Genomic DNA, 17023 nt, shown 5'->3' with positions numbered 1-17023 from the left:
TGAATAATTGTTTCTTTTTCCTAAATCCAGTGTAAAGGTAATGAATATCAAATTTACTTGAATTTTTAATTGCTAATAGCAAAAACGTTATATCTTTGTAATAGATAATATTAATCAAATGAACATTCAGCAACTGGAGTATCTTATCGCTGTAGATAAGTATAAACATTTTGGTAAGGCCGCTCAGGCGTGTTTTATTACCCAACCTACGTTAAGTGCCATGATACAGAAATTTGAGGATGAACTGGATGTAAAGGTTTTCGACAGAACTACCCACCCGATCCGTACCACGGATGTAGGTCTTCAGATTATTGACCAGGCAAAGGTAATTATCGAGTCTGTCAATGAGCTGAAAAACAAAGCCAACCTTTTGAACAATATTTTAGGAGGTACCATCAATCTGGGAATCATTCCTACCGTTTCTTCTTTCATCCTGCCAACGGAGATTTTCAAATTCCTTGAAGATAATCCGAAAATTCAGATGAATGTAAAAGAAATGACAACTGATAATATTATTAAAGCTTTGAAAGCAGGAGAACTGGATGCGGGAATTATCTCTACTCCTTATGATACGGCTGACGAGTTTTATCAGGATTTCCTGTTCAACGAGGAATTGATGATTTACAGCTCCAATACAGAGGCTAATAAAAAGAATTCTTACATCATTCCGGAAGATCTGAATGTGGAGAAAGTATGGCTTCTTGAAGAAGGAAACTGCCTGAGAAATCAGTTCGAAAATATCTGCCACCTGAAAGAAAATACCCTGAAGCCTAAAAATCTGGATTTCCTGGCTTCCAATATCCAGACTCTGGTACACATGGTTGATAAAGTAGGGGGAATCAGTATTCTGCCGGAACTGGCACTGAGCCAGCTTTCAGAAGAGCAGAAGAAAAATGTTTTCAGATTCAAAAAACCTTTCCCTTACAGAGAAATCAGTATTATTTATTATAAACCTACATTTAAGCAAAAGATTATTGATGAATTGTCACATTCTATCAAAACTTCTTTAGAGCTTAAGCTGAATTACCACGAAAGTCCGAAAGAATTTGTAAGCATTAAGCCTCAGTAATCGAAATGCTTTAAAGTGATAGAAATCATCAATTTAAATAAAATTGTAATTAGTAAACAAAATTTTTGAGTATTAGGAAAATAGTACTTAAATTTGCTGACGTTTATTACGAGGAAAAATTTGACCTGATTGCAACCTCTATAAAAAAATGCTAAAACAGTATTCTTTTTTCTGGGCAATTTCATTCATATTTTTCGCAAACACTATTTTAAATCTTTAAAAACAAAAGAATTATATGTCTTATTTATTTACATCTGAATCAGTTTCAGAAGGACATCCGGATAAAATTGCCGACCAAATTTCCGATGCATTAATCGACCATTTCTTAGCATATGATAAAGATTCAAAAGTAGCATGTGAAACTCTTGTAACTACCGGACAGGTGGTATTGGCAGGAGAAGTAAAATCAGATGCTTACCTTGATGTACAGACTATTGCCAGAGAAGTAATCAACGGTATCGGATATACAAAAGGAGAATATATGTTCAATGGAGACTCGTGTGGAGTTATTTCTGCAATCCATGAACAGTCGCCAGATATCAACCAGGGTGTTGACAGAGCCGTAAATGATGAGTCTTTTGAAGCTAAAGCAAATGCACAGGGCGCCGGAGACCAGGGAATGATGTTCGGGTATGCCACTAATGAAACGGCTAATTATATGCCGCTTGCACTGGATCTTGCCCACACGATCCTTAAAGAACTTTCTGCTATCAGAAGAGAAAATAAGGAGATCACTTATCTTCGTCCGGATGCAAAAAGCCAGGTAACGATTGAGTATTCTGATGATCATAAGCCTATCAGAATTGATTCTATTGTAGTTTCTACTCAGCACGATGATTTTGGTACGGAAGAAGAAATGTTGAACAAGATTCGTGAGGATATTAAAAATATTCTGGTTCCAAGAGTTGTTGCACAGCAAACTGAAGAAATCAAAGCTTTATTCAACGATCAGATCAAATATCACATCAATCCTACAGGGAAATTTGTAATCGGAGGACCTCACGGAGATACCGGCCTTACAGGGAGAAAAATCATCGTAGATACTTACGGTGGTAAAGGAGCTCACGGTGGTGGTGCTTTCTCTGGAAAAGATCCTTCTAAAGTAGACAGAAGTGCTGCGTATGCAACAAGGCATATTGCTAAAAACCTGGTGGCGGCAGGAGTAGCGGATGAAGTTCTGGTACAGGTTTCTTATGCTATTGGAGTAGCTGAGCCTTGTGGTTTATATATCAATACTTACGGAACTGCAAAAGTGGACCTTCATGATGGGGAAATCGCGAAAAAAGTTTCTGCTATTTTCGATTTAAGACCTTATGCTATTGAGCAGAACTTAAAATTAAGGAACCCTATTTATCAGGAAACAGCTTCTTACGGGCACATGGGTAAAGAGCATTATGTAGCTGATAAAACTTTTAATAAAGGTCATAAGAATGAGATTACGTTAAAAGATCTTGAGTTCTTTACCTGGGAGAAACTTGACAAAGTAGAGGAAATTAAAGCCGCTTTTGGAATTTAATTTCTCTTTAAAGAATAATAATGAACTGCTTTATCTTTGGATAAGGCAGTTTTTTTTAATTTTACACCTTAATAATATAGAAAGATGATGAATTTTAGAACTGTAGTTGCCGCCCTGTCTCTGTTTTTGCTAAGTACATTAGTAAAAGCTCAATATACCATGCATAAAATGATCAGTGTCGGGTATACTTACCAGAATCAAAGTTTTGGTGAAGTAGGAGGGAAATTACTTTTTCTTAAAAATGATGATGTAATTTACAGATTGGGAGGTTCTGCCATGATGGGATCTGTGGATTCCAAATTTGCTGTTATGCCGAAACTGCAGGCAGATGTACTTCTTAATTTTGAAAAAAATGTGGATTTTTATCACTCTTATTACTTTTTGGCAGGCGTTGAAGGAACCAATAAATATATTGCTCCTAAAATAGGAGTTACCTTATTCGGGATGCTGGATCTCACCGGAGGATATGCTTTTCCTGTTGGAGATACCCGTCTGAACGGAAAAGAGATGAAAGGGCTTAATATTAATTTTACATTAAATATTCCTACCGTATTCATTCATGATATGTTTAAATGATTTTTTTTAGATTTTTCTCTATAAAATTTAATAATAGGTTAACAGTTATTAAAAAATTATTATATTTACATCATAATAATTTGTACCGCCTATAGAAGAGACTCTACTCTAGAACTGTTTTGTTTACACAGCAAAGGCCAGAAGAAATATCTGGAGGAATACCTGTCTGCAAATATTTATATTGAGAAGAGTTATGAAATCAAAATCGGATAGTTTACTAATTTCCCTTTACCAGAAAGGTGATGAGGCGGCCTTGTCAACCCTCATACACCGACATCAGAGAGAGCTTTTTACATTCATTTTTTACAAAATTAATGATGAAGATTTGGCCAATGATATCTTTCAGGATACATTCATGAAAATCATTGTGATGCTAAAAGAAGGACGCTATAATGAAGAAGGTAAATTTATTCTTTGGGCGAAAAGAATTTCTCACAATTTAATCATCGATCATTTCAGATCAAAAGCAAAGAATATCAAAGTTTCGGAAACTACTTTTGAAACTGATGAATATTCTATTTTTGATTTAATCAGAGAACCGTCAGAAAATATTGAAGATCAGCTGGTAACCAATCAGATTCAGGAGGATCTTCTGAGGATGCTGCAGTTTTTGCCGCAAAATCAACAGGAAGTAATCAAACTGAGGTTTTTCGATGGTTTAAGCTTCAAAGAAATTGCAGATCATACAGAGATGAGTATTAATACAACTTTAGGAAGAGTACGATATGCACTGATCAACCTGAGAAAAATCATGGACGAAAATAATATAATATTAACGAGATAAATAATATTTCAGAAAATTTCACGTTTTAAAGAAAACATACTTCGCCTATGAAAAAAAATGATTCTTTAAAAGTGAAAACTTTGAAACCTAAGAAACAAACAATTGATTTTTTGCTGAATTTTTCTAAAAGCCTTGAGATTGTGAAAAGCAAGAGCAAAAATTATCCTATTACAAAAAATTAAAATTATTAACTTTGTGCTGTATGAAAATGCAGCACGTTTTTTTTGACCTGGATAATACACTCTGGGATCATCGCAGAAATGCCTATCTCACCATCAAAGATCTTTTTGAAAAACAGGAAATTACTTTAAAGTATCATATTAACTTTGAAGAGTTTCATTCTGTGTATCACGACATCAACGAAGATTTGTGGGAAAAGATCAGGGACGGGATTATTGGCAAAGAGTATCTGAGAGAACACCGTTTTTATGATTCATTCAAACATTTCGGAATCGATAATAAAGAGCTTGCCCTTTATTTTGAAGAACATTTCCTGGATAATATTGTGAGCCATAACGAACTGGTAGAAGGAGCAGAGGATGTTCTGGAATATCTGAAAGCTAAAAACTATACATTACACATTATTTCCAATGGGTTTCAGGAAGTGACGGAAAGAAAATGTACGCTTTCCGGAATCGCTCCTTATTTTACAACAATTACCAGTGCAGATGCCGTGGGAGTGAGAAAGCCTAATCCAAGGATTTTTGAATACTCGCTGGGACTTTCTGAAGCCAGAAAAGAAGAAAGTATCCTGATTGGTGACGACTGGATTGCAGATGCCATGGGAGCAACAGACTTCGGAATGGATGCTATTTTCTTTGATGTATATAAGGAAGATAAACAGAAGGAAGGTTTAAAAGCCATTACTCATCTTCAGCAGATTAAGGAATACTTATAAAATAAAAGATAATAAAGTCTATACTATAAAAGCCATTGAGATCATCTTAATGGCTTTTTCGTTTTTTAATATTTTCTAAAAAATCAACGCAGACATCTGTGATCATCTGTGGTTAAATCCAAACTTTGCCGCATTTATTTTTTACCGAAATCATTTTTCCCAATTCTTTCCCAAATTGATTGGCAACTTTGCTATATAATACTAACAGAAAAAATTAAATCGTATGAAAAATGTAAAGAAAATCACCGGAGTATTAATGATTATTTTTTTATTAATCGGAGGCTTAGTTTCCGCACAAGACAGAGCAATCACAGCAAATCAGTTACCAAAGACAGCCAAAACCTTTCTTGCAGTACATTTTAAAGGCATCCCTGTAAACTCTGCAATAGAAGACAGAGAAATTTACGGAGTAGATGAATACAAAGTATATCTGACTAATGGAATGAAAATGGAGTTCGACAGCAGCGGAAACTGGAAAGAAGTGGATGGTAAACACCAGAAAATTCCATATGGTTTCATCCCTGCGTCGATCAAAAATTACAGCACAAAAAATTTTCCCAATACTTACATCATCAAGATCGAAAAGAAAAGATGGTCTTATAAGGCAGAACTTTCCAATGGACTGGAGCTTGAATTTGACCGAAACGGAAATTTTAAAAAAATCGATGATTAACATTTAACCGAATACCAACACTCACTATTAGTTACTATGGTCAACTGGAATGTAATAAACAGCAATGGAAGAAAGATTTCTTCTGCTCAGATTAGAAAGAATATGGTTTCATTTATGACAAGGAATCATCCTTGCAGCATCATTGAATCTATTGAAAAAAAATACAGTGCCTATAAAATTCATTTAATGAATGGTCTGTGTCTTGTTTTTGATGCAGACGGCCGGCATGTGAAATCAAATTAGATGATTCATGAAAAAGAACCTGAAGGAAGGAGGCAGAGAGCATTTCCATTTTATAGATTTCTTATCGGTAATTTACCATATCACCCTTATACTGATGATATTATCGTAGACTTTCAGATGGGTATCTCTATCTAAGGCTTCCTCCTTATAATTTCCTATATTTGATATAAGTAAACCATGCAGCAGAGCATATAGATCCGGAATATGAAGATTTTAATAGTAGAAGATGAACCCGAACTGAAAGATACCGTGCAGAAATTTCTGGAGGCAGAACACTTCATTGTAGAGTATGCAGAAAATTACAGTGGCGGACTGGAAAAAATTATTTCTTACGAATACGACTGTATTTTGCTGGATATCATGCTGCCTGATGGAAATGGAATCGATCTGCTGAAAGAGATCAAAAAAATGCACAAAAAAGATCCTGTGATCATCCTTTCTGCCAAAGACTCTGTAGATGATAAGGTGGCCGGGCTGGAAATAGGAGCCGATGATTATCTTGCAAAACCTTTCCACCTTGCGGAATTGATGGCAAGAATCAGGTCTGTGATCAGAAGGAAAAATCAGGATGGTGAAAATATCATCCGCTACAAAAATATCAGCATTGATCCGGAGAACAGAACGGTGAAAGTAGGCAATGAAGAGCTTGTTCTTAACCGCAAAGAATATGACCTTTTGTATTATTTTGTGATACATCCTGAAAAAACCTTACAAAAAACAACGCTTGCAGAAGCCATCTGGGGAGATTATATCGATCAGGCAGATAGTCTGGATTTTATTTATTCCCAGATTAAAAATCTTCGTAAAAAACTGAAAATTCTCCATGCAGAGGCCGATTTCCAGGCGGTGTACGGAATAGGATACAAATTGATGTGATGAAAATTTCATTAAAATATTACACGATAAAATACCTGATCATGATCCTGCTGCTGATTATAGCAGTATGGGCGGGTCTTTTTTATGCCTACATTCTGGATGAAGTACACGATAATGTAGATGATGGTTTAAGAGATAGGAAAATACAGATTATTAAAGCTGTTTATCTTAATCCTCAGTTGTTGAAGAATAATGAATTTGGATTCAATGAATTTAAAATCAATCCCATCAAAGCCGGAGATTATCAGAATAAAAGCAGGCTGTACAATAAGATGTACTATATGGAGTATGATGATAAAGACCAGCCTTACAGGGTTTTGGAAGCCGACTTTATTGATCAGTTCAAAGGGCATCAGCGGCTTGTTATCAGGACTTCAACGGTAGAAGAGGACGAATTGATATACGATCTCACAACAGCCTTAATCGTACTTTATATCCTTTTGGTAATTAGTATTGTTGCTGTAAACGGATATCTTCTTAATAAGGCGATGAGACCGTTCTATCAGATATTGGATAAACTTAAAAAATATCAGTTTGGAATTCCTTTTTCCCAGGAAAAACAGAGCTATAAGATCACCGAGTTTGAAGAATTAAATGTAGAAATCAATGAAATGATTGAACGTAATGAACTGGTTTTCTATCAGCAGAAACAGTTTATTGAAAACGCGTCTCATGAACTTCAAACCCCTTTGGCTATCGTGATCAATAAAATTGATCTTATGATTCAGAATGATGATCTTGATAAAAAGAATCTCAACTTTCTTACTGAAGTGAAAAACGACCTGAGAAGAATGGTTGGACTGAATAAATCCTTACTCATGCTTTCCAGGATTGAAAACAGCCAGTTTAATAAAACATCAGACGTTGATTTTAACAGAATGATCACTCAGCTGGTACAGAATTATGAAGACTTCATTGCATTTAAAAAAATTGAGGTCTCTGTTATTGAGAAAGGACAGTTTATAGCAGATTTTAATCAGGATCTGGCAGATATTCTTTTATCCAACCTTCTTAAAAATGCAGTTAAATATAACCATCAGGAAGGAATTTTAAACATTATCGTGGAAAATAACCGGATAACATTTCAAAACAGCGGAAGTGCTGAACCTTTAGATAAATCCAGAATCTTTAACCGTTTCTATAAACAGGGTTCAGATCATACTTCTACAGGATTAGGGCTGTCTATCATCAAAACCATTATCAAACAATATCCGGGTTGGGACATTAATTATGAATATGGGGATCAGATGCATTACTTTATCCTGACAAAGAATAATGCCCATTAATAATACTTTATATCAATAGAAAAAGCCTTTCAGACGAAAGGCTTTCTTATGTTTAAAACTCAGATTAAAATCCTAAGCTTGCTCTTACTCTTTTCAGTGTTTCCAGCGCAATAGGTCTGGTTTTCTCAGCTCCCTGCTGAAGTTTTGCTTCAAGCTCATCGAGATTGTTCATATAATAAGCGAACGTTTCTCTTTCCTTCTCAAAACGTACCAGAATAAGATCCAGAAGTTCTTTCTTAGCATGTCCGTATCCGAAGTTTCCGGCAAGATATTTTGCTCTTAATTCTTCAGTCTGCTCAGGGGTAGCAATCAGCTGATAAATCTGGAATGTTTTGTCTGTATCAGGATCCTTAGGCTCTTCTAAAGACTTGGAATCTGATTCAATGCTCATCACCTGTTTTTTCAGCTCCTTTTCAGGTAAGAAAATATTGATGATATTTCCTCTTGATTTTGACATTTTCTGTCCGTCTGTCCCGGGAACATATTTAGTGTCCTCCTGAAGTTCAGATTGTGGAAGAACAAGAATTTCACCCATCTGGTTGTTAAATCTTGAAGCGACATCTCTTGCAAATTCCAGATGCTGTAGCTGATCTTTTCCTACAGGTACAATTTCAGCGTCATACAATAAAATATCTGCAGCCATCAGAATAGGGTAAGTAAACAAACCTGCATTTACATCCTGAAGCCTGTCTGCCTTATCCTTAAATGAATGCGCCAATGTTAATCTTTGATAAGGAAAAAAACATGATAAATGCCAAGAAAGTTCACAGGTTTCAGCGATATCACTTTGTCTGTAGAAATATGTTTTTTCAGTATCCAGTCCACAAGCAAGCCAAGCCGCAGCAATCTCGTAGGTATTTTGTCTTAAAGTCTGCGCATCTTTTATCTGGGTAAGTGTGTGAAGATTCGCAATAAATAAAAATGATTCATTCCCTTCCTGCTTGGATAGTTCGATCGCAGGAATAATGGCCCCTAATAAATTTCCAAGATGGGGTGTTCCGGTGGCTTGAATGCCGGTAAGAATTCTTGACATTTGTTTACAATTTATATTAAAAATTAATGAACAGCAAATTTACGAGGTTTGCCGGGAATAATGAAAGATAAAAGATAAAAGATAAAAGATAAAAGATAAAAGATGTTGTTATTAAAATTCAATAGGGGTGGGCTTCAGCCCAGCCAGCTTAAAATTCAATATCCATCCATTGGCTTCAGCCAAAACCTATCAATCGGTAAAATTTTATTATCCTTCTACACAATCATCTGTGAAAATCTGTGCAATCAGTGGGAAAAATATTAAGGAATCACAATCTTCTCTCCTCCAAATTTCGGTTCCACACCAAAAAGAAGATCCCAATAGGCTTTAGCTTTTGCCAGATACTCTCTCAAATTGGTTTTTAAGCCCGCATACTTATTCACATCCTCTGCGTTATATCCAAAGGCATCCATTCCATTTTTTCTGGCCAGAAAAACAGCTCTTTCATTATGGAATTTCTGGGAGATAATGACCAGTTTCGTCTGACCGAAAATGTCTTTTGCTCTTATTACAGAATCCAGTGTTCTGAATCCGGCATGGTCTAAAATAATTTTATCATGATGAACTCCTTGCTGCATCAATGCCAGCTGCATATCTTCGGGCTCATTATAATCTTTGGTGCTATTGTCACCACTAACGATGATGTATTGTATTTTTCCGCTTTTGTATAAATCGGCAGCAGCCTTAATTCTGTTGTAGAAATAAGCATTTGGGGTTCCGTTGTTCAGAAGTTTTCCGGTTCCCAGTAATAAGCCGGTTTTTGATTCCGGTACATCAGCAATATTGTTGGAAACAAATGGTGCACTGTCTTTTTTGATACTGTAATTTGCCCAGGCAACAAAAATAATTCCTGCAACCATAAGAAGCAGGAAAAATTTAATAATATTTTTGATTATTTTATTCATCTGAAAATAGATCTTTTAAAATTCCAAACCGTTTGGAAAAGCTTTTTTTCTGAATATTAATAAGAAAGCAGCCCCTACTGTAATAGCAGAATCGGCAACATTGAAAATATATTTGAAGAACTCAATATGTTTTCCTCCGATCAAAGGCCAGCTGTCAGGAACGTACCAGTCTACTACAGGAAAATGAAGCATATCTACCACACATCCTTTCATAAAGGTGGAATATCCGTGCCCGAAAGGAACGATTTTAGAAATGCCGCCATAGCCAATCCAACGGTCAGTGCTGGCATCATAAACAGTTCCGCTGTCGAAGATCATTCCGTAGAACATTCCATCGATAAGATTTCCGATAGCTCCTGCAAAAATAATCGCCATAGGAACTAAAAGATAATTGGATGCTCCTTCTTTCAACCATTTTCTGAACATATAGATCATACCTCCGATCAGGAATACTCTTAAGATAACCAGAAAATATTTTCCGATAATACCTCCGAAATGGAATCCGTACGCCATTCCAGGATTTTCAACAAAAGTTTTGTTAAAGAAACCATTGATGACAGGAATACTCTCATTCAGTTCAAAATGAGTTTTGATATAAATTTTTGAAGCCTGGTCAATGAACAACACTAAAAATGTTATTGCTAAGATCTTTTTCATTACTGTCCTTTAGGTTTTGAGGGCTTTGATGCCGGCTTTACATTTTTATTATCGCTTGCTTTCCTGACTACTTTCTGTCCATTGAATGAGCTCTTTACATGAGCTTTTTCAAATTTAATCCCCATTTCCTTCAGAACACTTTTCAGAGCACTCAGCTCCATAGAATTTTTAGGATGTACTATGATAGATTCCATTTCTTATATTTATTTTTTTACATTTTGGACAATTCATCCAGCCTTTTTCTGTCTTTCTCAGACAAATCATTCACTCCGTTTTTGCCCATCTTACTCAAAAGTCTGTCGATTTCTTTCTCCCGCTCGCGTTTATCAGAATTGAATTGATCATCAATGGTATAATTATAATTTTTTTTCTGATCAGGGAAGAATCTGTTTTTGATCCATTCTCTGTTGAAAAATATGACAACTACGGCAATGATAACTCCCAAAATTAATAATTCGTTCATGGGTATACATTAAAAATTAGGTTTATAAAGTATCCGTAAATACGTTATAAACCCAATGTTATTTTACAAACCTTACGGTTATTTTTGCATGTTTTTCGCTTCGATGCTCAGCGTAGCGTGAGGAACGGCTAAAAGTCTTTCCTTAGGAATCAGCTTTCCTGTTACTCTGCAAACACCATACGTTTTATTTTCGATTCTGATCAAAGCATTTTTAAGATCACGCACGAATTTTTCCTGTCTTCCTGCCAAAATAGAATTCTGTTCTTTGCTCAACGTCTCTGCTCCTTCTTCAAAAGCTTTGAAAGTAGGAGACGTATCATCAGTACCATTATTCTGGTCATTGATAAAACTTTCTCTGATAAGCTGAAGATCCTTTTCTGCTTTTTCTATTTTTTCTTTAATGATCGCTTTAAATTCCTGTAAATCAGCATCGCTGTATCTAACTCTTTCGTCTGACATATTCTTTCTCTTTTTTAATAAAATTATGAAATGGAATTTGAAATATAATAACTACAGGTTAATTTTTTTCAACATTTATCTTAAAATTAACCTCATCTATTTCGATTTCGTTAAAATTTAAAAGTGAAGATACAATTTCTATTTTATTTGACAAGACTTCGGAAGAAATATATTCTTCATTTTTCTTAATCTCATTCAGGAAAGGAGAACTTTCTTCCAATGTGATTGAAATTCTGTCTGTCAGTTCAAAGTCTTTATCTTTTCGCAGGTTCTGAATTCTGTTGATAAACTCTCTTGCGATCCCTTCAGATTTTAACTCATCGGTTAACGTCAAATCTAATGCCACAGTTGTTTTTCCATCAGAAGTAACTGTCCATCCCGGGATATCTTTTGTAGAGATTTCCACATCATCAAGAGTGATCTCATATCCCTGAACGTCTATTCTTCCTTCTTTTTCAAGACCGGCAATCTGTTCTGCACTAAGATTAGCAATCTCTGCACCTACCATCTTCATATCTTTTCCTAATTTAGGACCAAGTGCTTTGAAGTTCGGTTTTATCTGTTTTACAATTAAATGGGATGCTTCTTCAGCATTAATTAACTGTAATTCTTTCACGTTCACCTCCTGCTTGATCAGATCTGCAACCGCAAGAATCTGCTCTTCTGTTTTAGCATCCAGTACAGGAACCAATACTTTTTGTAAAGGCTGACGAACTTTTACATTTTCTTTCTTTCTCAATGAGAAAACCATACTTGTAATGTTCTGTGCCAAATGAGTCTTTTCAACCAGATCCTGATCGATTAAACTTTCATCAACCACCGGGAAGTCTGTAAGATGTACAGATTCACAATTTTCCTTACCTGTTACTTTATTTAAATCCTGATACAACTGATCCATAAAGAACGGAGCAATAGGAGCGGATAATTTTGCTACTACTTCAAGACAGGTGTATAGAGTCTGGTAAGCGGAGATTTTGTCATCAGAATAGTCTCCTTTCCAGAAACGTCTTCTGCATAATCTTACATACCAGTTACTCAGGTTATCGTTCACAAAAGTACTGATCGCTCTTGCTACTCTTGTCGGCTCATAATCTTCGTAGAATGCTTTCACCTCCTTGATCAGAAGATTAAGCTCAGAAAGGATCCATCTGTCGATTTCCGGACGGTTTTCCACTTCTTTTTCTGAATAGTTGAAGCCATCCACATTCGCATACAAAGCGAAGAATGAATAGGTATTGTAAAGGGTTCCGAAGAACTTTCTTCTTACTTCGTCGATTCCTTCAATGTCAAACTTCAGGTTTTCCCATGGGTTGGCATTGGAGATCATATACCAACGCGTAGCATCCGGTCCGTATACAGCAAGTGTTTCAAACGGATCTACTGCATTTCCTAAACGTTTTGACATCTTCTGTCCGTTCTTGTCCAGAACAAGACCGTTACTCATTACATTTTTATAAGCAACTGAATCAAATACAGCCGTTCCGATTGCGTGAAGCGTATAGAACCATCCACGCGTCTGGTCAACACCTTCTGCGATAAAATCAGCCGGGAATGCTTTATTATTGTCGATTAATTCTTTATTCTCAAAAGGATAATGCAACTGGGCATAAGGCATAGAGCCTGAATCGAACCAAACGTCGATCAGGTCGCTTTCACGCTTCATTGCTTTTCCTGAATCAGAAACCAATACCACTTTGTCAACCACGTTTTTGTGAAGATCCACAAGTTCATAGTTAGACTCTGACATATTTCCGATGATGAAACCTTTGAACGGGTTTTCAGTCATCAGCCCTGCTGCAATTGATTTCTCGATTTCGTTATAAAGTTCTTCTACAGAACCTATGATTTTTTCTTCTTTCAGATCATCTGTTCTCCAGATCGGCAATGGAATACCCCAATATCTTGAACGGGATAAGTTCCAGTCGTTTACATTTTCCAGCCAGTTGGCAAAACGTCCTTCACCCGTAGCTTTTGGCTTCCAGTTGATGTCTTTGTTTAAATTAACCAGTCTGTCTTTTACAGCAGTCATTTTCACAAACCATGAATCCAACGGGTAATACAATACCGGTTTATCTGTTCTCCAGCAGTGTGGATAGGAGTGAACATATTTCTCTACTTTGAAAGCCTTGTTCTCCGTTTTCAATAAGATGGCAAGTTCTACATCCCATGATTTCTCAGGAGCAGTTCCTTCGTCGTAATATTCGTTTTTGATATAAGTTCCGGAGAATACCTCAGGAACATTTTCTCCTTTGATGAATTTCCCTTGTAAATCTACCAATGGTACAAGATTATCATTTTCATCTTTTACCAACATCGGTGGAACCTCAGGCTGAGCCATTTTAGCAACTCTCGCATCATCGGCACCAAAAGTAGGTGCTGTGTGAACGATACCTGTACCATCCTCAGTTGTTACGAAATCTCCCAGGATTACTCTGAATGCATTCTCAGGGTTGTCATTAGGTGTAAACCACGGAACTAATTGCTCATATCTTGTATCAACAAGCTTTTCTCCTGTAAATTCTTTTAGTATTCTAAAAGGGATTACTTTCGTTTCCGGAGTATAGTTGGCAAAATCTTCATCTGTACCTTCTGCGTATTTTTTACCGAAAACTTTAGGTAAAAGAACGCTGGATAAAACTACTGTTACAGGTTCAAATGTATATTGATTGAAAGTTTTAACTAAAACATATTCAATATCTCTCCCTACGGTAAGAGCTGTATTGGATGGAAGTGTCCATGGCGTGGTCGTCCATGCAAGGATATGAACATCTCCGTCAACATCATTGAATAATGCTGAAGAGTCTTTTTTCACTTTAAACTGAGCCACAACCGTTGTGTCCGAAACATCACGATAGGTTCCGGGCTGATTCAGCTCGTGAGAAGAAAGTCCTGTTCCTGCTTTTGGAGAGTAAGGCTGGATGGTGTAGCCTTTGTACAACAAATCTTTGCTATACAACTGCTTCAACAACCACCAAACGGTTTCCATATATTTTGACTTGTACGTGATGTACGGATCATCAAGGTCTACCCAATATCCGATTTTCTCCGTAAGGTTATTCCATACATCGGTATAACGCATTACTGCTTCACGACATGCTTTGTTATAGTCTTCAATAGAGATTTTTTTGCCAATATCTTCTTTCGTGATTCCTAACTCTTTTTCTACACCCAGTTCCACAGGAAGACCATGCGTATCCCAGCCTGCTTTACGGAAAACCTGCTTTCCGTTCTGAGTCTGGTAACGGCAGAAAATATCTTTCAATGCTCTTGCCATTACGTGGTGAATTCCAGGCATACCGTTTGCTGAAGGCGGACCTTCGTAAAAAACAAACTCAGGATTTCCCTGACGAATCTCAACACTCTTATTGAAGGTTTTATTTTGTTTCCAAAATTCCGCTACATTCTCTGCTACGTCAATAAGGTTGAGGTTTTTGTATTCTTTAAATTGGCTCATTGTAAATATCTCAATATCGTTGATTAATTAAGTCTGCAAATTTACTAAAATTTGTCGGTTTATAATATATGTTTTATTTAGGTAATTTCTATTAAAAAGTTCAATTTCAGAAATATAAATGGAGAAAGTGAGAAAAAGTGAATGGTGAATGGTCAATAAGTGAATTTTTCGGGTTGTATTTGATGTGAAATTTAATGCAATTTATTCAATAGGAGCGGACAATTATCCTGAGCATAGTCGAAGGAAACCCCCTTAAATAATAAAAACAAATCCACCGGCTCTAGCCAACACCTACAACATAATCATCTGTGAAAATCTGTGAAATCTGCGGTCAAAAAAATAAGCATAACTTAAAAATTCGTATATTTAATTAGACGTATAAACCCAAATGCTGTATGAAAATCTTTTATTACCTGATACTTTTTGTTTGTTTTATCAACACAGGCATTGTACAAGCTCAAAATAATTATCCTCAAAATTATTTCAGAAATCCATTAAACATTCCCATGCAGCTCGCTGCCAATTTTGGTGCTGTGCGGACCAACCACTTTCACATGGGACTGGATCTGAGAACCAACAGCCAGGAAAATCTTCCGGTTCTTGCAGCCGCAGAAGGTTATGTGAGCAGAATAAAAGTAGAACGGTACGGATTTGGAAATGCAGTGTACATCACTCATCCCAACGGCTATACCACGGTATATGCCCACCTGAATAAATACTTCAGTAAACTGGATGAATACGTAAAGGAAAAACAATATAAAGACGAAAAGTGGGAACAGGATATTACTTTTCAGCCCGGACAGTTTCCTGTGGAGAAAGGACAACAGATTGCTTTGAGTGGAAATACCGGAGGTTCGGCGGGTCCGCATCTGCACTTTGAAATAAGAGATACCAAAACAGAGGAATGCTTAAATCCGTTACTTTTTGGGTTTGCCATTCCTGACAATATTGCCCCGATTATTAGCGGATTGTATTGGTATGACAGACGTTTCAGTACTTATGAACCCGGTGCAAATAGTATTGCCGTAAAAAAAGCTGGAAATGCTTATACGGCTAATCTTGTTCAGGTGAGTTCTCCGGAGATAAGTTTTGCCATTAAAGCTGTAGATAAAGCCAATAAAGGATTTAATCTTGGTATTTATCAGACAGAATTCTTGATGGACGGTAAGCTGATTTATAGTTTTAAAATTGATAAAATTCATTATGATGATACCCGGTATATCAACGGCTGTATAGACTATACCAAATTCATCAGGGATAAAATGGGAATTCAGCACCTGTCCGATTTACCAGGAATGCATCTTCAGAATTATAGTCTTCCAAACTTAAGTGGGATTATCAAACTTCAGGATGAAAATGTTCATACCATTGAGATTGTTCTGAAAGACGTCAAAGGAAATACAAGCCGCTTAACAACAAAAGTTCAGTTAAGTAAAACTTCAGATAAAATATCTTCTACGGGAAAAACAATAATGGCTAATGAAGCGAAAACCATTACCACAGAAAATACAGAGATTGCTTTCAGTAAAAATGCCATGTATGATGCCATAAATTTCAATGCCTATGAAAAACCGGATACAGATCCGGATGCTGTTTCAAATACCATTGTTTTGCATAGTCCATACATTCCCGTTCAGGATGAATATACTTTAAAGATAAAACCGAAAAGAAAATTAACCAATACAGAAAAAGACAAAGCTGTTATCCTCCTTGATTATGGCAGTGATAAAACCGTTGTCAAGGTAAAATGGAATGGTGACTGGGCAGAAGGGAAATTCAACAGATTGGGTACGGCGAAATTAGTGATTGACAATAATCTTCCATCCGTTTCATCAGGCTGGGCAGAAGGAGCGTTGGTTAATAGCAGTTCATTACTTTTAAAGGGAACAACGAAAGTGGGTGATATTGTATCATTTCGTGCCGAACTGGATGGTAAATGGCTGAGGTTTGCAAGAGTAAAAGATAATTTTGTCTACATTTTTGATGAAAAATGCCCGAAAGGAAGTGGTTCTCATAGTTTAAAAGTAACAACTATCAATACTGCCGGGAATACCAATACACAAACTTTTACGTTTAGGAGATAATTCATCTTTTAATACTTGAATCTTTAAATCTTTTAATTTTAATTAGA

Annotated in this window: 17 protein-coding genes; 10 read left to right on the top strand and 7 right to left on the bottom strand. The window is 36.2% G+C overall.

Annotated features, from left to right (window positions below; translation table 11 throughout):
- Window positions 1–118 precede the first annotated feature (118 nt).
- From JNG87_RS17325 to JNG87_RS17285, 9 genes are all read left to right on the top strand, one after another.
- Window positions 119–1069 (top strand): LysR substrate-binding domain-containing protein, encoded by a 951-nt coding sequence (locus JNG87_RS17325; protein ID WP_047428937.1) that lies wholly within the window; start codon window positions 119–121, stop codon window positions 1067–1069.
- Window positions 1070–1304: 235 nt separating this feature from the next.
- Window positions 1305–2585: a methionine adenosyltransferase gene (gene metK / locus JNG87_RS17320; RefSeq protein WP_202839927.1), complete on the top strand. Its 1281-nt coding sequence runs from the start codon at window positions 1305–1307 to the stop codon at window positions 2583–2585.
- Between the two features lie 84 nt (window positions 2586–2669).
- Window positions 2670–3161, top strand: coding sequence for a hypothetical protein (locus JNG87_RS17315; protein WP_202839925.1), 492 nt, complete (start codon window positions 2670–2672; stop codon window positions 3159–3161).
- A gap of 193 nt (window positions 3162–3354) precedes the next feature.
- Complete coding sequence (locus JNG87_RS17310; protein ID WP_110009874.1) at window positions 3355–3945, top strand: RNA polymerase sigma factor; 591 nt, start codon at window positions 3355–3357, stop codon at window positions 3943–3945.
- Between the two features lie 47 nt (window positions 3946–3992).
- Complete coding sequence (locus JNG87_RS21740) at window positions 3993–4127, top strand: hypothetical protein (protein ID WP_262510398.1); 135 nt, start codon at window positions 3993–3995, stop codon at window positions 4125–4127.
- 20 nt (window positions 4128–4147) lie between these two features.
- Complete coding sequence (locus JNG87_RS17305) at window positions 4148–4843, top strand: YjjG family noncanonical pyrimidine nucleotidase (protein WP_202839923.1); 696 nt, start codon at window positions 4148–4150, stop codon at window positions 4841–4843.
- A 223-nt stretch (window positions 4844–5066) separates the two neighbouring features.
- A complete protein-coding gene (locus tag JNG87_RS17300; RefSeq protein WP_202839921.1) occupies window positions 5067–5516 on the top strand; it encodes a PepSY-like domain-containing protein in 450 nt (149 codons plus the stop codon).
- Window positions 5517–5963: 447 nt separating this feature from the next.
- Window positions 5964–6635, top strand: a complete 672-nt coding sequence (locus tag JNG87_RS17290; protein WP_202839917.1) for a response regulator transcription factor — start codon at window positions 5964–5966, stop codon at window positions 6633–6635.
- Window positions 6635–7921: a sensor histidine kinase gene (locus JNG87_RS17285; RefSeq protein ID WP_202839915.1), complete on the top strand. Its 1287-nt coding sequence runs from the start codon at window positions 6635–6637 to the stop codon at window positions 7919–7921. Before JNG87_RS17290 ends, JNG87_RS17285 begins: the two co-directional genes overlap by 1 nt.
- 64 nt (window positions 7922–7985) lie before the next feature.
- Here the strand turns inward: JNG87_RS17285 and trpS are convergent, their stop codons facing one another.
- The 7 genes from trpS to ileS form a co-directional block, all read right to left on the bottom strand.
- The gene (gene trpS / locus JNG87_RS17280; RefSeq protein ID WP_202839914.1) at window positions 7986–8954 is read right to left on the bottom strand and encodes a tryptophan--tRNA ligase; all 969 of its coding nucleotides are present in this window, start codon (window positions 8952–8954) and stop codon (window positions 7986–7988) included.
- A gap of 260 nt (window positions 8955–9214) precedes the next feature.
- Window positions 9215–9859 carry a vancomycin high temperature exclusion protein gene (locus JNG87_RS17275; RefSeq protein WP_202839913.1) on the bottom strand — a complete coding sequence of 215 codons (645 nt, stop codon included), beginning with the start codon at window positions 9857–9859 and terminating at the stop codon, window positions 9215–9217.
- Window positions 9860–9874: 15 nt separating this feature from the next.
- Window positions 9875–10516, bottom strand: coding sequence for a lipoprotein signal peptidase (locus JNG87_RS17270; protein ID WP_110009867.1), 642 nt, complete (start codon window positions 10514–10516; stop codon window positions 9875–9877).
- Entirely contained in the window at window positions 10516–10710 is a 195-nt protein-coding gene (locus JNG87_RS17265; protein WP_110009866.1) for a DUF2683 family protein, read from the bottom strand. Before JNG87_RS17265 ends, JNG87_RS17270 begins: the two co-directional genes overlap by 1 nt.
- Window positions 10711–10727: 17 nt before the next feature.
- Entirely contained in the window at window positions 10728–10979 is a 252-nt protein-coding gene (locus JNG87_RS17260) for a DUF6576 domain-containing protein (RefSeq protein WP_202839912.1), read from the bottom strand.
- A 78-nt stretch (window positions 10980–11057) separates the two neighbouring features.
- Window positions 11058–11438 (bottom strand): TraR/DksA family transcriptional regulator, encoded by a 381-nt coding sequence (locus JNG87_RS17255; protein WP_002983772.1) that lies wholly within the window; start codon window positions 11436–11438, stop codon window positions 11058–11060.
- Between the two features lie 58 nt (window positions 11439–11496).
- Window positions 11497–14892, bottom strand: coding sequence for an isoleucine--tRNA ligase (gene ileS, locus JNG87_RS17250; protein ID WP_202839911.1), 3396 nt, complete (start codon window positions 14890–14892; stop codon window positions 11497–11499).
- Between the two features lie 395 nt (window positions 14893–15287).
- Between ileS and JNG87_RS17245 the strand changes: the two genes are divergently transcribed.
- Window positions 15288–16976: a M23 family metallopeptidase gene (locus JNG87_RS17245; protein WP_202839910.1), complete on the top strand. Its 1689-nt coding sequence runs from the start codon at window positions 15288–15290 to the stop codon at window positions 16974–16976.
- Window positions 16977–17023 lie beyond the last annotated feature (47 nt).

Source organism: Chryseobacterium cucumeris (assembly GCF_016775705.1).
Taxonomy (GTDB): domain Bacteria; phylum Bacteroidota; class Bacteroidia; order Flavobacteriales; family Weeksellaceae; genus Chryseobacterium; species Chryseobacterium cupriresistens.
The sequence above is the reverse complement of the archived record's forward strand: the minus strand, read 5'-3'. Positions and strand labels throughout refer to the sequence as shown.